This is a genomic window from Streptomyces sp. NPDC040622, assembly GCF_055593965.1.
Genome location: NZ_JBVIXD010000011.1, coordinates 168,981 through 183,123, shown reverse-complemented (window position 1 = coordinate 183,123; position 14,143 = coordinate 168,981). Strand labels below are relative to the sequence as shown.

Annotated in this window: 12 protein-coding genes; 8 read left to right on the top strand and 4 right to left on the bottom strand. The window is 69.2% G+C overall.

The genetic code is table 11. The features are described from left to right. The first annotated feature begins 96 nt into the window (after nucleotides 1-96). From ACZ592_RS31030 to ACZ592_RS30995, 8 genes are all read left to right on the top strand, one after another. On the top strand, nucleotides 97-3,057 hold the full coding sequence (locus tag ACZ592_RS31030; RefSeq protein ID WP_471584990.1) for a M14 family metallopeptidase: 2,961 nt from the start codon (nucleotides 97-99) through the stop codon (nucleotides 3,055-3,057). Nucleotides 3,058-3,245: 188 nt separating this feature from the next. Next, nucleotides 3,246-4,256, top strand: coding sequence for a type I glyceraldehyde-3-phosphate dehydrogenase (gap, locus tag ACZ592_RS31025; RefSeq protein WP_384550680.1), 1,011 nt, complete (start codon nucleotides 3,246-3,248; stop codon nucleotides 4,254-4,256). A 101-nt stretch (nucleotides 4,257-4,357) separates the two neighbouring features. Then, nucleotides 4,358-5,569: a phosphoglycerate kinase gene (locus ACZ592_RS31020; protein WP_471584989.1), complete on the top strand. Its 1,212-nt coding sequence runs from the start codon at nucleotides 4,358-4,360 to the stop codon at nucleotides 5,567-5,569. Between the two features lie 6 nt (nucleotides 5,570-5,575). Then, nucleotides 5,576-6,352, top strand: coding sequence for a triose-phosphate isomerase (gene tpiA, locus ACZ592_RS31015; protein WP_471584988.1), 777 nt, complete (start codon nucleotides 5,576-5,578; stop codon nucleotides 6,350-6,352). Between the two features lie 134 nt (nucleotides 6,353-6,486). Then, a complete protein-coding gene (gene secG / locus ACZ592_RS31010) occupies nucleotides 6,487-6,717 on the top strand; it encodes a preprotein translocase subunit SecG (protein WP_030784160.1) in 231 nt (76 codons plus the stop codon). Nucleotides 6,718-6,876: 159 nt separating this feature from the next. Continuing rightward, on the top strand, nucleotides 6,877-7,212 hold the full coding sequence (locus ACZ592_RS31005) for an RNA polymerase-binding protein RbpA (protein ID WP_003957010.1): 336 nt from the start codon (nucleotides 6,877-6,879) through the stop codon (nucleotides 7,210-7,212). 168 nt (nucleotides 7,213-7,380) lie between these two features. Beyond that, nucleotides 7,381-9,033, top strand: a complete 1,653-nt coding sequence (pgi, locus tag ACZ592_RS31000; protein ID WP_471584987.1) for a glucose-6-phosphate isomerase — start codon at nucleotides 7,381-7,383, stop codon at nucleotides 9,031-9,033. A 100-nt stretch (nucleotides 9,034-9,133) separates the two neighbouring features. Beyond that, on the top strand, nucleotides 9,134-9,619 hold the full coding sequence (locus ACZ592_RS30995; RefSeq protein WP_471584986.1) for a DUF2087 domain-containing protein: 486 nt from the start codon (nucleotides 9,134-9,136) through the stop codon (nucleotides 9,617-9,619). Between the two features lie 59 nt (nucleotides 9,620-9,678). On the opposite strand, the gene pgl is transcribed toward ACZ592_RS30995, so the two are convergent. Genes pgl through tal form a run of 4 tightly spaced genes read right to left on the bottom strand, consistent with a single transcriptional unit; the run spans nucleotide 9,679 to nucleotide 14,124 of the window. Next, entirely contained in the window at nucleotides 9,679-10,458 is a 780-nt protein-coding gene (gene pgl, locus ACZ592_RS30990; protein ID WP_471584985.1) for a 6-phosphogluconolactonase, read from the bottom strand. Next, complete coding sequence (opcA, locus tag ACZ592_RS30985) at nucleotides 10,455-11,480, bottom strand: glucose-6-phosphate dehydrogenase assembly protein OpcA (protein WP_471584984.1); 1,026 nt, start codon at nucleotides 11,478-11,480, stop codon at nucleotides 10,455-10,457. The genes pgl and opcA overlap by 4 nt, the downstream gene beginning before the upstream one ends. Continuing rightward, nucleotides 11,477-13,000 (bottom strand): glucose-6-phosphate dehydrogenase, encoded by a 1,524-nt coding sequence (gene zwf, locus ACZ592_RS30980; protein ID WP_471584983.1) that lies wholly within the window; start codon nucleotides 12,998-13,000, stop codon nucleotides 11,477-11,479. Before zwf ends, opcA begins: the two co-directional genes overlap by 4 nt. A gap of 5 nt (nucleotides 13,001-13,005) precedes the next feature. Then, on the bottom strand, nucleotides 13,006-14,124 hold the full coding sequence (gene tal / locus ACZ592_RS30975) for a transaldolase (RefSeq protein WP_471584982.1): 1,119 nt from the start codon (nucleotides 14,122-14,124) through the stop codon (nucleotides 13,006-13,008). Nucleotides 14,125-14,143 lie beyond the last annotated feature (19 nt).

Genomic DNA, 14,143 nt, shown 5'->3' with positions numbered 1-14,143 from the left:
TCCCGCACGCCTTCACCCACTGTATTGACATGATCATGCACCGTCACGAGCCTGGCATCCCGCACATTCCGTGTCGGGCAACCGCAAGGGGGGCTCATGAGACGAAGAGCGAGCGCGAGATCGGTTCTCGCGGCCGGGGCACTGCTCGTCGGCGGTCTCGCCGCCGCACCGCAGGCCCAGGCGAGCGGAGCCGGAAAGGCGCCGCGGGCCGACGACCCGTCGGCCGTGCAGGTCTACGAGGCACAGGTCACCAAGAAGCAGATCCCGCTCCTGGTGGCGGCGGGTCAGGACGCCCACGAGCTCGCGGGCCAGACGCCCGAACGCGGCACCGGACGCGTCGAGCTGTATCTGACCGAGGGTCAGGCCAAGGCGGTCGAACGCCAGGGCATCGACCTCAGCGAGCACACGGTCTCGGCGGCCGCCGAGAAGCGGCTCAAGGCCGCGGGGGACGGCGTCTTCCGGCCGTACAGCGGAAAGGGCGGTCTCCAGGAGGAGATCGTCAAGACCGGCCAGGCCCACCCCGGCCTCACCAAGGTCGTCTCCATCGGCAAGACCCTTCAGGGCAAGGACATCCTCGCCCTGAAGCTCTCCAAGGGCGCCAAGAAGTCCAAGGACGGCGCCAAGCCCGCCACGCTCTACATGTCCAACCAGCACGCGCGCGAGTGGATCACTCCCGAGATGACCCGCCGCCTGATGCACCACTACCTGGACAACTACGGCAAGGACCAGCGCATCACCAAGCTCGTGAACTCCACCGAGCTGTGGTTCGTGCTGTCCGCCAACCCCGACGGCTACGACTTCACGCACGCCGCCGACGGCGAGCGCCAGTGGCGCAAGAACCTCCGTGACGTCGACGGCGACGGCAAGATCGTCCCGGGCGACGGCGTCGACCTCAACCGCAACTTCGCCTACAAGTGGGGCTACGACAACGAGGGTTCCTCGTCGGACTCCTCGAACGAGACCTACCGCGGCACCGGCCCGATGTCCGAGCCCGAGACCAGGGCGATCGACCGCTTCCAGAAGCGCATCGGCTTCACGTACGGGATCAACTACCACTCCGCGGCCGAACTGATCCTCTACGGAGTGGGCTGGCAGGTCGCCACGCCGACCCCGGACGACGTCCTCTACAAGGCGCTGGCCGGCACGCCCGAGAAGCCCGCGGTGCCCGGCTACCACCCGCAGGTCTCCTCCGAGCTCTACACCACCAACGGCGAGGCCGACGGCCACGCGGGCAACGTCAACGGCATGTCGATGTTCACCCCGGAGATGTCGACCTGCCAGACCGCGTCGAACGTCGACCCCGACGACGCCTGGAAGCCCGAGGACTGCGCGTCCATCTTCACCTTCCCCGACGACGAGAAGCTGATCCAGCAGGAGTTCGCGAAGAACGTGCCGTTCGCGCTCGCCGTCGCCGAGACCGCCCTCCACCCCGACCAGCCCGTCTCCGTCAGCGGCATCGACGCCCCGGACTTCACCCCTGACTCCTTCGCCACGTCCTTCGCGCGCGGCGGCGACCAGGAGGTCGCCGTCACCGTACGCAAGTCGGTGCGTGACAAGGAGCTCGCCTACCGCGTCAACGGCGGGCGCACGCACGACGAGGAGCTCAAGGCCTGGAAGGGCGGCGAGACCTACGGCGGCGAGGACAACCTCTACTTCGACCAGTACCGCGCCGAGATCGAGGACGCGCGCGTGGGCGACAAGGTAGAGGTCTGGTTCACCGGCCGTACGAAGAAGGGCCGCACCCAGAGCGAGCACTTCACGTACACCGTCGCCGAACGCCCCAAGGCCGGCACCCTCGTCGTCGCCGAAGAGGGCGCGAGCGCCACCCAGACCCAGAAGTACGTGGACGCAGTCAAGGCCAACGGCCGCTCGGTCGCCGTCTGGGACGTCGCCAAGCAGGGCGTACCGCACCCGCTGGGCGTCCTGTCGCACTTCTCCGCGGTCGTCCACTACACCGGCGACCCCGTCCCCGGCGCGCCCACCCAGCTCGCCCTGCGCGACTACCTCAACGAGGGCGGCAAGCTCATCGAGTCCGGCGAGCGGGCCGGCGGCAACGTCGACCTCGGCGAAGCCCTGACCGACGACTTCGCGCAGTACTACCTGGGTGCCTACCAGCGCCTGTCCGCGCCGGGCGTCACCAGCTTCAAGGGGAGCGGCGCACTGGAGGGGACGAGCACCCCGCTCGCCGCCGCCGACACCAACCCGCTCGACAAGGCGGGCCGGTTCGCCGTCACCTCCGAGACCCTGCCCGCCACGGAGTTCCCGCAGTTCAAGAGCGCGGCGGCGGGCTCCTACCCCGGCCTCACCAACCCGTTCGCACCCTTCGAGGGCCAGGGCATGGCCTCGGCCACCCACGCCGACCAGGACTGGAAGCGGCTCACCCGCACCATCGACCTGACCGGCGTCCCGGCCGCCGACGCGCCGGAGCTGCGCGTCGCCCTCAACTGGAACCTGGAGACCGGTTACGACCACGGACTCCTGGAGGCGCACACCCTGGGCGCCGACGACTGGACCACGCTCCCGGACAAGAACGGCAACTCGTCCGCCGCCGTCCCCGCCGAGTGCGCGGCCGGCTTCTTCATCAACGGCCACCCCTTCCTGCGCCACTACCTGACGCTCGGCACGGACGGCTGCACGGCCTCGGGCACCAGCGGCTCCTGGAACAGCTTCACCGGCTCCTCCGGCGGCTGGAAGCCCGTCGCCTTCGACCTCAGCGCCTACGCGGGCAAGAAGGTCGAGGTCTCCCTCAGCGCCGTCACCGACCCCTCCAGCGGCGGCCGCGGCCTCTTCGCCGACAACGCGCAGCTGGTCGTCGGCGGCAACGTCACCGAGACCGAGGGATTCGAGACGTCGCTCGGTTCCTGGAGCGTCGCGCCGCCCCCGGCCGGCAGCCCCTCCATCACGGGTGACTGGGCCCGGACGGGTGAGCTCTACCGGTCCTTCGCGGCGGTCACAGCGCGTGACAGCGTGCTGCTCGGCTTCGGGTTCGAGCACGTCCCCGGAAAGGCCGACAGGGCCGCTCTTATGGGCGCCTCCCTGGCACATCTGCGCAGCTGACACTGCGTAATCGGGACCAAGGTCCCGGTGGCCCGTACTCCTACTGGGGGGTACGGGCCACCGTGCCGCTTACGGGCCCTCTCGATGTCACCCCAGAGGCTTCAGAGAGGTAGGGTCGGAGGCGGTCGGGGACATCCCATACAACTCGCCGGCGTCTAAAACCGGCGTACCAACGAGGAGATCGGTTCGTGACGATCCGCGTAGGCATCAACGGCTTTGGCCGCATCGGTCGTAACTACTTCCGCGCGCTGCTGGAGCAGGGTGCGGACATCGAGATCGTGGCTGTCAACGACCTGGGTGACACCGCGACCACGGCGCACCTGCTCAAGTACGACACCATCCTGGGCCGCCTCAAGGCCGAGGTGTCGCACACCGAGGACACCATCACGGTCGACGGCCACACCATCAAGGTGCTCTCCGAGCGCAACCCGGCCGACATCCCGTGGGGTCAGCTGGGCGTCGACATCGTGATCGAGTCGACGGGCATCTTCACCAAGAAGGCCGACGCCGAGAAGCACATCGCCGGTGGCGCGAAGAAGGTCCTCATCTCGGCTCCGGCCAAGGACGAGGACATCACCATCGTGATGGGCGTCAACCAGGACAAGTACGACGCCGCCAACCACCACGTCATCTCGAACGCGTCCTGCACCACCAACTGTGTGGCGCCGATGGCGAAGGTTCTCGACGAGAACTTCGGCATCGTCAAGGGCCTGATGACCACGGTCCACGCGTACACCAACGACCAGCGCATCCTGGACTTCCCGCACTCGGACCTGCGCCGCGCCCGCGCCGCCGCCGAGAACATCATTCCGACCACGACGGGCGCCGCCAAGGCCACCGCCCTGGTCCTGCCCCAGCTCAAGGGCAAGCTCGACGGCATCGCGATGCGCGTCCCGGTCCCGACCGGCTCGGCCACCGACCTGGTCGTGGACCTGCAGCGCGAGGTCACCAAGGACGAGGTCAACGCCGCGTTCAAGAAGGCCGCCGACGACGGCGCCCTCAAGGGCATCCTCTTCTACACCGAGGACCCGATCGTGTCGTCCGACATCGTCAGCGACCCGGCCTCCTGCACCTTCGACTCCTCCCTGACCATGGTCCAGGAGGGCAAGACGGTGAAGATCCTCGGCTGGTACGACAACGAGTGGGGTTACTCCAACCGTCTCGTCGACCTCACGGTCTTCGTCGGCGGTCAGCTCTAGTCATCAGAGCAGGCACCAAGATGTGAGCACAGGGTCCGGACCGCGCAACGCCGCGCGCTCCGGGCCCTGTTGCGCGTCAGCCCACCCAAGGAGTCCAGTTCATGAAGACGATCGACGAACTTCTCGCCGAAGGAGTCGACGGCAAGCGGGTCTTCGTCCGCGCCGACCTCAACGTGCCGCTCGCCGAGGGCGCCATCACCGACGACGGCCGCATCCGCGCCGTCCTGCCGACCGTCAAGGCCCTCGCCGGCGCGGGTGCCAAGGTGGTCGTGGCCTCGCACCTGGGCCGTCCCAAGGGCGCCCCGGACCCCGCCTTCTCGCTGCTGCCCGCCGCCGAGCGGCTCGGTGTACTCCTGGGCGCGCCCGTCGCGTTCGCGCAGGACACCGTCGGCCCGGCCGCGCGCGACGCCGTGGACGGCCTGCAGCCCGGCCAGGTCGCCGTCATCGAGAACCTCCGCTTCAACGCCGGCGAGACGTCCAAGGACGACGCCGAGCGCGGCGAGTTCGCCGATCAGCTCGCGGCGCTCGCGGACGTGTACGTGGGCGACGGCTTCGGCGCCGTGCACCGCAAGCACGCCTCGGTCTTCGACCTGCCGGCCCGCCTGCCGCACTACGCCGGCTACCTCATCGCCACCGAGGTCGGCGTCCTGCAGAAGCTCACCGACGACGTCAAGCGGCCCTACGCCGTGGTCCTCGGCGGCGCCAAGGTCTCGGACAAGCTCGGCGTGATCGACCACCTCCTGGAGCGGGCCGACCGCATCCTCATCGGCGGCGGCATGGCCTACACCTTCCTCAAGGCGCAGGGCCACGAGGTCGGCATCTCCCTCCTCCAGGAGGACCAGATCCCGGCGGTGCGCGGCTACCTCAAGCGCGCCGAGGAGAAGGGCGTCGAGTTCGTCCTGCCCGTCGACGTCCTGGTCTCCACGGACTTCCCGGACCTGAAGACCAAGGCTCCGGCCAACCCCAGCACGGTCGCCGCGGACGCCATCCCGGCCGACCAGGAGGGTCTCGACATCGGCCCCGAGACCCGTAAGCTCTACGCCTCGAAGCTCGCCGACGCGGCCACCGTCTTCTGGAACGGGCCGATGGGCGTCTTCGAGCACCCCGACTACGCCGAGGGCACCAAGGCGGTCGCCCAGGCGCTCCTCGACTCCCCGGCCTTCACGGTCGTCGGCGGTGGCGACTCCGCCGCGGCCGTCCGCCAGCTGGGCTTCGACGAGAACGCATTCGGCCACATTTCCACCGGTGGCGGCGCCTCCCTCGAATACCTCGAGGGCAAGACGCTCCCCGGCCTCGCGGCACTGGAGAACTGAGACCTGATGACTACGCGCACCCCGCTGATGGCGGGCAACTGGAAGATGAACCTCAACCACCTCGAGGCCATCGCCCACGTCCAGAAGCTCGCCTTCGCCCTGGCCGACAAGGACTACGAGGCCTGCGAGGTCGCCGTCCTGCCGCCCTTCACGGACCTGCGCTCCGTGCAGACCCTGGTCGACGGCGACAAGCTCAAGATCAAGTACGGCGCCCAGGACATCTCGGCGCAGGACTCCGGTGCCTACACCGGCGAGATCTCGGGCCCGATGCTGGCGAAGCTGAAGTGCACCTACGTGGCCGTCGGCCACTCCGAGCGCCGTCAGTACCACAACGAGACCGACCAGATCTGCAACGCCAAGGTGAAGGCCGCCTACAAGCACGGCCTGACCCCGATCCTCTGCGTCGGCGAGGGCCTGGACATCCGCAAGGCCGGCCAGCAGGTCCAGTACACGCTGAACCAGGTCGACGGCGGCCTGAAGGACATCCCGGCCGAGCAGGCCGAGACCATCGTGATCGCCTACGAGCCGGTCTGGGCGATCGGCACCGGCGAGGTCGCGACCCCCGAGGACGCGCAGGAGGTCTGCGGCGCGATCCGCCGCCGCCTCGCCGAGCTGTACTCGCAGGAGCTCGCCGACAAGGTGCGCATCCAGTACGGCGGCTCCGTCAAGGCGAAGAACGTCGCCGAGATCATGGCGCAGCCCGACGTCGACGGCGCCCTGGTGGGCGGCGCCGCTTTGGACTCGGACGAGTTCGTCAAGATCGTCCGGTTCAGCGACCAGTGAGTATGCGGTAGCGGCGATACGTCGTACCCTTGCGGGGGTCGGAGGCTTGAAAGGCTGGCTGGAATGCCCGCCCGTGAAAAGTCCCCGGCCCCCGTCGTCGATTCAGTTCCGAGGAAGTTGGTCCAGCCGTGGTTATGGGGTTCTCGATCGCCCTCATCGTCTTCAGCGCTCTGATGATGCTGCTGGTGCTGATGCACAAGGGCAAGGGCGGCGGTCTCTCCGACATGTTCGGTGGCGGCATGCAGTCCTCCGTCGGTGGCTCCTCCGTCGCCGAGCGCAACCTCGACCGCATCACGGTCGTGGTCGGTCTGCTGTGGTTCGCGTGCATTGTCGCGCTGGGTCTGCTGATGAAGGCGAACAACTAGCGCCAGGCACTGGTCGCTTGTCCGGTGCGCGCCCGCGTGCGCGGCTTATCATGGGGCTTGCGTCCGGGGGTGGGGTGTAACTCCCAACACTGGACGCGCGTTGGGCCTTACGTAAACTGAGGCGCCCGCAGCAGCACCATCACGCAGGGAGTTACGACCGTGGCAAGTGGCAACGCGATCCGTGGAAGTCGGGTCGGGGCGGGGCCGATGGGCGAGGCCGAGCGCGGTGAGTCCGCGCCGCGACTGCGCATCTCCTTCTGGTGCTCCAACGGGCACGAGACGCAGCCGAGCTTCGCCAGCGACGCGCAGGTCCCCGATACGTGGGACTGTCCCCGCTGCGGCTTTCCGGCAGGTCAGGACCGGGACAACCCGCCGGACCCGCCGCGCACCGAGCCGTACAAGACGCACCTGGCGTATGTACGAGAGCGGCGCAGCGACGCGGACGGCGAGGCCATCCTCGCGGAAGCGCTCGCCAAACTGCGGGGCGAGATCTAGTACTTGAGAGCCGGCCGGGCACCGAATAGGTGTCCGGCCGGTTTCTTGTTTCGGTACGTGTGCGGACAGACAGTTTCAGACATCTCATACCGCTCTCTGATCGATTAGGTTGGAGACTGCAGCGGGGCAATGGACGTACGCGGGTACGAGAGAAGGCTGAAGTCCGAGATGAACGCAGAAAGCCGCGCCAGGCTCAATCAGACGCCCGAATGGGCGGCGCTCACGCAACACCGCGAACAGCTGGGGGAGGTGCAGCTGCGTGAGTTGTTCGCCGCGGATCCGGCGCGCGGCACCGCTTACACCCTTCAGGTCGGTGACCTGCACATCGACTACTCCAAGCACCTCGTCACGGCCGAGACGCTGACGCTGCTGCGCGAGCTGGCCGTCGCGAGCGACGTCTTCGGGCTGCGGGACGCCATGTTCCGCGGCGAGAAGATCAACACCACCGAGGACCGCGCGGTCCTGCACACCGCGCTGCGCGCCCCGCGGGGCAGCGTCGTGGAGGTCGACGGCGAGAACGTGGTGCCGGCGGTGCACGCCGTCCTCGACAAGATGAACGCCTTCTCCCAGAAGGTGCGCTCCGGCGAGTGGACCGGTCACACCGGCAAGCGGATCAAGAACGTCGTCAACATCGGCATCGGCGGCTCCGACCTCGGTCCCGCGATGGCGTACGAGGTGCTGCGCTCCTTCACCGACCGCGATCTCACGGTCCGTTTCGTGTCGAACGTGGACGGCGCGGACCTGCACGAGGCCGTGCGGGACCTGGACGCCGCCGAGACGCTGTTCATCATCGCCTCGAAGACGTTCACCACCATCGAGACGATCACGAACGCCACCTCCGCGCGCGACTGGCTGCTCACCGAGCTGAAGGCTTCTCAGGACGCGGTCGCCAAGCACTTCGTGGCCCTGTCGACGAACGCCGAGAAGGTCTCCGACTTCGGCATCGACACGGACAACATGTTCGAGTTCTGGGACTGGGTGGGGGGCCGATACTCCTTCGACTCGGCGATCGGCCTCTCCCTGATGATCGCCGTCGGTCCTGAGCGCTTCCGCGAGATGCTCGACGGCTTCCACCTCGTCGACGAGCACTTCCGCACCGCGCCCCCCGAGTCCAACGTGCCGTTGCTGATGGGCCTGTTGGGCATCTGGTACGGCAACTTCCACGACGCGCAGTCGCACGCCGTCCTGCCGTACTCGCACTACCTCTCCAAGTTCACCGCGTACCTGCAGCAGCTGGACATGGAGTCCAACGGCAAGTACGTCGACCGCGACGGCGAAGAGGTCGCCTGGCAGACCGGGCCGGTCGTCTGGGGCACCCCGGGCACCAACGGCCAGCACGCCTACTACCAACTCATCCACCAGGGCACGAAGTTGATCCCGGCCGACTTCATCGGCTTCGCCGAGCCCGTCGCCGACCTGCTGCCCGGCCTCGTCGCCCAGCACGATCTGCTGATGGCCAACTTCTTCGCGCAGACCCAGGCGCTGGCGTTCGGCAAGACGCCCGACGAGGTGCGCGCGGAGGGCGTGGCGGAGGAGCTCGTCCCGCACAAGACGTTCAAGGGCAACCACCCGACGACGACGATCCTGGCCAAGGAGCTGACCCCCTCGGTCCTCGGCCAGCTCATCGCGCTCTACGAGCACAAGGTGTTCGTGCAGGGCGCCGTGTGGAACATCGACTCCTTCGACCAGTGGGGCGTCGAGCTCGGCAAGGTCCTCGCCAAGCGCGTCGAGCCCGCGCTGACCGACGGCGCCGAGGTGCCCGACCTGGACGGTTCGACCACCGCGCTGGTCGCCAAGTACCGGGACCTGCGCGGCCGTTGATCCGACGGTCCCGCACCCGGCGGACGTTAATCGGATGCGGGCGCCCCGCCCGGCGGGTGACACTGCTTCGGCTCTGTCACCCGCCGGGAGGGACCCCGTCATGGACCAGCTGCACGCCGCGCTAGCGGACCCCGACAGACTCAGGCTGTACGCGCGCATCGTCCTCGACGACCTGCCGCCGCGCGAGGCCGACTCCGCCACCGCCCGCAAACACCTGGGGCGCCTGCTCGCCGCCGGGCTCGTGGAGCGGCTGCCCGACGGGTCCCTGCGGGCCGAGGCCGCCGTCTTCAGGAGGGTGCCCGCCCCGGAGCCCCATCCCACCGTGCCGCGCCGCCTCACCGGCTTCTTCGCGCACGGCCGCCTCACGGCCATTCCCGTACGCCCCGTCGTGCGCCACGAACTCCTGGTCCACCTCACGGACACCCTCTTCGACGCCGATCGCGCCTACAGCGAGGGCGAGGTCAACGACGCGTTCCGCACCGTCCACGACGACACGGCGGCGCTGCGGCGGTACTGCGTCTCCGACGGGCTCCTGGTGCGCGAGCAGGACGGCAGCAGGTACCGGCGCGTCCTCGTGAACGCCTGAGGGCCCCGCACCGTCCGGTGCGGGGCCCTCAGGCGTGTACGGGATGAGCGGTCAGGCCCCTAGGCCACGGCCGGCGGATAGAGCTCTGCAGGGAGCTCGGAGGCCGCCGCCGAGTCCAGCAGCCACAGCGTGCGCGCGCGGCCCCGGGCACCGGCCGCCGGGGCCTGCACCTCGCCCGCGCCCGACAGGGCGATGGCCGCGGCCCGCGCCTTGTCCTCGCCCGCCGCGAGCAGCCACACCTCACGGGCCGCCCGGATCGCCGGGAGCGTGAGCGTGATGCGGGTCGGCGGGGGCTTCGGCGCGCCGTGCACGCCCACCACCGTGCGCTCGGTCTCGCGCACCGCGGGCAGCTCGGGAAAGAGCGACGCGACGTGCGTGTCCGGGCCGACGCCGAGCATCAGGACGTCGAAGGCCGGCACGGGGCCGTGGTCCTCCGGGCTCGCGGCCGCGGTGAGCTCGGCGGCGTAGATCTCCGCCGCCGCGTCCACCTCGTACGCACCGTCCGACGCGGGCATCGGGTGCACCCGGGCCGGGTTGAGCGGCACCGAGTCGAGCAGCGCCTCGCGGGCCTGCGTGTAGTTGCGCTCGGGGTCGCCGTCCGGCAGGAAGCGCTCGTCGCCCCACCACAGGTCCAGACGCGACCAGTCGATCGCGTCCTTCGCGGGGGACGAACTCAGCGCCGCCAGCAGCCCGTTGCCGTTGCGGCCGCCGGTGAGGACCACCGACGCGGAGCCGCGGGCGGCCTGCGCGTCGACGATCTTCGTGATGAGACGGGCCGCCGCGGCCTGCGCCATCAGCTCCTTGTCGCGGTGCACGACCAGCTGCGGGGCCCCGCTCACTTCGCGGCCGCCTTCTTCGCCGCGGCCTTCTTGGCCGGCGCCTTCTTGGGCTCCTCGGCCGCCTGCTCCTCGGCCGGCACCGTCGTCTGGTCCACCGGCTCGCCCAGGCGGTCCACGCCGTACTTCAGCGCGGACGCGTAGGTGTCGTCCGGGTCCAGGCGGCGCAGCTCCTCGGCGATCAGCTCGGCCGTCTCGCGGCGCTTGAGCGCCACCGCGCGGTCGGGCTGGCCCTGGATGGAGAGCGTGGCGAGCGAGCCGTCGGCGCGGTCGAGCACGATGGGACCGCAGGTGGTCTCCATGCGCACGCCGGTCAGGCCGGGGCCCGCCGACAGCGAGCGCTTGACCGGTACGTCCAGGCGGTCCGCCAGCCACATGGCGAGCAGCTCACAGCTCGGGTTGAACTCCTCGCCGTCCACCTGCACCGAGGTGACCTTGCAGGTGACCTGGTCGAGCGCGGCGGCCAGCATGGAGCGCCACGGCGTGATGCGGGTCCAGGAGAGGTCCGTGTCGCCGGGGTGGTAGGCCTCGGAGCGCGCGGTCAGCTCGTGGATCGGCTGCTCGGCCGCGTACGTGTCCGTGACGCGGCGCTGGGCCAGGGCGCCGAGCGGGTCCTTGGCGGGGTCCAGCGGGGCGTTCACCGGCCACCAGGCGACCACGGGGGCGTCCGGCAGCAGCAGCGGCAGGACCACCGACTGGGCGTGGTTGAGCACCTCGCCGTACAGCCGCAGGATCACCGTCTCGCCGGTGCCCGCGTCGGCGCCCACCCGGACCTCGGCGTCCAGGCGCGAGGTGGTGCGGTCGCGCGGCGAGCGGGCGGCGCGCTTGATGACCACGAGGGTGCGCGAGGGGTGCTCGCGGGACGCCTCGCTCGCGGCCTTCAGGGAGTCGTAGGCGTTCTCCTCGTCGGTGACGATGACGAGGGTGAGCACCATGCCGACGGCCGGGGTGCCGATCGCGCGGCGGCCCTGCACCAGCGCCTTGTTGATCTTGCTGGACGTGGTGTCCGTAAGGTCGATCTTCATGGCCGACGCCAGCTCCGTCCGTCTCGTGCGAGCATTTCGTCCGCCTCGGACGGGCCCCAGGTCCCGGACGGGTACTGCGCGGGCTTGCCGTGCTTGTCCCAGTACTGCTCGATGGGGTCGAGGATGTTCCAGGACAGCTCGACCTCCTCCGTGCGCGGGAAGAGGTTGGCGTCGCCGAGCAGGACGTCCAGGATCAGGCGCTCGTACGCCTCCGGGCTGGACTCGGTGAAGGACTCGCCGTACGCGAAGTCCATCGACACGTCCCGGATCTCCATGGAGGTGCCGGGCACCTTCGAGCCGAACCGGACCGTGATGCCCTCGTCGGGCTGGACGCGGATGACGATCGCGTTCTGCCCGAGCTCCTCGGTGGCGGTGTGGTCGAAGGGGGAGTGGGGCGCGCGCTGGAAGACCACCGCGATCTCCGTGACCCGGCGGCCGAGCCGCTTGCCCGTGCGCAGGTAGAAGGGCACGCCCGCCCAACGGCGGTTGTCCACCTGCAGCTTGATGGCCGCGTAGGTGTCGGTCTTCGACTTGGGGTCGATGCCGTCTTCCTGGAGGTAGCCGACGGCCTTCTCGCCGCCCTGCCACCCCGCCGCGTACTGGCCGCGGACGGTGTCCTTGCCGAGGTCCTTGGGCAGCTTCACCGCGCCGAGGACCTTGGCCTTCTCCGCCACGAGCGCGTCCGCGTCGAAGGAGGCGGGCTCCTCCATCGCGGTCAGCGCCATCAGCTGGAGCAGGTGGTTCTGGATGACGTCACGTGCGGCGCCGATGCCGTCGTAGTAGCCGGCGCGGCCGCCGATGCCGATGTCCTCGGCCATGGTGATCTGGATGTGGTCGACGTAGGACCGGTTCCAGATCGGCTCGAACATCTGGTTGGCGAAGCGGAGCGCCAGGATGTTCTGGACGGTCTCCTTGCCGAGGTAGTGGTCGATCCGGAACACCTGGTCCGGGGCGAACACCTCGTGCACGATCGCGTTCAGGTCCTGGGCGGACGCCAGGTCGTGCCCGAACGGCTTCTCGATGACGGCGCGGCGCCAGGAACCCTCGGGCGCGTCCGCGAGCTCGTGCTTCTTGAGCTGTTGGACGACCTGCGGGAAGAACTTCGGCGGCACGGAGAGGTAGAAGGCGAAGTTCCCGCCTGTGCCCTGTGCCTTGTCGAGGTCCTGGATGGTGGCCTTGAGCTGCTCGAAGGCGTCGTCGTCGTCGAAGTTGCCCTGGACGAAGCGCATGCCCTGGATGAGCTGCTGCCAGACCTCCTCGCGGAAGGGCGTGCGCGCGTGCTGCTTGACGGCGTCGTGCACCTCCTGCGCGAAGTCCTCGTCCTGCCACTCGCGACGGGCGAAGCCGATGAGCGAGAAGCCCGGCGGCAACAGGCCTCGGTTGGCGAGGTCGTAGACGGCAGGCATCAACTTTTTACGGGACAAATCGCCCGTGACGCCAAAAATGACCAGGCCCGACGGCCCCGCGATACGCGGGAGCCGTCGGTCTGCGGCGTCACGCAGCGGATTGCTGCTTGACAAGGTGGTCAGCCCTTCGAAGGGGCGAGGCGGGCGAGCTCGGCCTCGGTGGACTTGAGCAGGTCGTTCCAGGACGCCGCGAACTTCTCGACGCCCTCGTCCTCGAGGAGCTGCACGACGTCGTCGTACGAGATGCCGAGCTTCTCCACGGCGGCGATCTCGGCGCGCGACTGGTCGTACGTGCCCGCGATGGTGTTGCCGGTGATCTGCCCGTGGTCGGCCGAGGCCTCCAGGGTCGCCTCCGGCATCGTGTTCACTGTGTTCGGCGCGACGAGGTCGTCGACGTACAGGGTGTCCTTGTACGCCGGGTCCTTCACGCCGGTCGAGGCCCACAGCGGGCGCTGCTTGTTGGCCTGCGCCTTGTCCAGGGCGGCCCAGCGGTCCGAGGAGAAGACCTCCTCGTACGCCTCGTAGGCGAGCCGGGCGTTGGCCAGGGCGGCCTTGCCCTTGGCGGCCTTGGCCTCGTCCGAGCCGATGCTGTCGAGCCGCTTGTCGATCTCGGTGTCCACGCGGGACACGAAGAAGGACGCCACCGAGTGGATCTTGGCGAGGTCCAGGCCGCGCTCCTTGGCCTTCTCCAGGCCCGCGAGGAAGGCGTCCATGACCGCGCGGTAGCGCTCCAGCGAGAAGATCAGCGTGACGTTGACGCTGATGCCCAGGCCGATGACCTCGGTGATCGCGGGCAGGCCCGCCTTCGTCGCCGGGATCTTGATGAGCGTGTTCGGGCGGTCCACCAGCCACGCGAGCTGCTTGGCCTCGGCGACCGTGGCCTCGGTGTTGTGCGCGAGGCGCGGGTCGACCTCGATCGACACGCGGCCGTCCTGGCCGCCCGTCGCGTCGAAGACCGGGCGCAGGATGTCGGCGGCGTCACGGACGTCCGCCGTCGTGATCATGCGGACGGCCTCTTCGACGGTGACCTTGCGGACGGCGAGGTCGGCGAGCTGCTGCTCGTACCCGTCGCCCGACGAGATCGCCTTCTGGAAGATCGAGGGGTTGGTCGTGACGCCCACGACGTGCTGCTGGTCGATCAGCTCGGCGAGGTTGCCGGACGTGATCCGCTTGCGCGACAGGTCGTCCAGCCAGATCGCGACGCCTTCTTCGGAAAGGCGCTTGAGTGCGTCTGTCATGGAATTACATCTCCTACTT

Bases quoted from the DNA above. Each gene is read 5' to 3' on its own strand.
- tal (WP_471584982.1), bottom strand. From the start codon at position 14,124: ATGACAGACGCACTCAAGCGCCTTTCCGAAGAAGGCGTCGCGATCTGG.
- opcA (WP_471584984.1), bottom strand. From the start codon at position 11,480: ATGAAGATCGACCTTACGGACACCACGTCCAGCAAGATCAACAAGGCG.
- tpiA (WP_471584988.1), top strand. From the start codon at position 5,576: ATGACTACGCGCACCCCGCTGATGGCGGGCAACTGGAAGATGAACCTC.
- ACZ592_RS31030 (WP_471584990.1), top strand. From the start codon at position 97: ATGAGACGAAGAGCGAGCGCGAGATCGGTTCTCGCGGCCGGGGCACTG.
- pgi (WP_471584987.1), top strand. From the start codon at position 7,381: ATGAACGCAGAAAGCCGCGCCAGGCTCAATCAGACGCCCGAATGGGCG.
- ACZ592_RS31020 (WP_471584989.1), top strand. From the start codon at position 4,358: ATGAAGACGATCGACGAACTTCTCGCCGAAGGAGTCGACGGCAAGCGG.
- secG (WP_030784160.1), top strand. From the start codon at position 6,487: ATGGGGTTCTCGATCGCCCTCATCGTCTTCAGCGCTCTGATGATGCTG.
- ACZ592_RS30995 (WP_471584986.1), top strand. From the start codon at position 9,134: ATGGACCAGCTGCACGCCGCGCTAGCGGACCCCGACAGACTCAGGCTG.